The organism is Methylobacterium sp. Leaf88, from assembly GCF_001422795.1.
Lineage (GTDB): Bacteria > Pseudomonadota > Alphaproteobacteria > Rhizobiales > Beijerinckiaceae > Methylobacterium.
This window is the reverse complement of the sequence record NZ_LMMK01000009.1, coordinates 1-261: the sequence shown is the minus strand read 5'-3', so window position 1 is coordinate 261 and position 261 is coordinate 1. Positions and strand designations below refer to the sequence as shown.

Annotated in this window: 1 pseudogene; it reads left to right on the top strand. The window is 75.5% G+C overall.

Going from position 1 to position 261, the window contains the following annotated elements:
- Positions 1 to 213 (top strand): annotated as a pseudogene (locus tag ASF20_RS05710) (CsbD family protein); the annotation flags it as partial.
- Positions 214 to 261: the final 48 nt, after the last annotated feature.

Sequence of the window (261 nt, the reverse complement as noted above, 5' to 3'; positions counted from 1 at the left end):
GGCGACACCTACGACCGCGCCGAGCGGTCCGTGCGCCGGGCCGGCCGCGAGGCCTACGACCGGACCGAGGACGCCTACGAGACCGGCGCTCGGTCCCTGCGCCAGGGCGGGCGCGAGGCCACCAGCCAAATCGCCGAGCATCCCGTGGCCGCCCTGCTGGTGGCCGGCCTCCTCGGCTACGGCCTCGGCCTCCTCATTCACGGCCGCGACTGATCCGCAGAGCCGCGACAGATCGATCCCACCGCGCCGGGACTGCGCGGT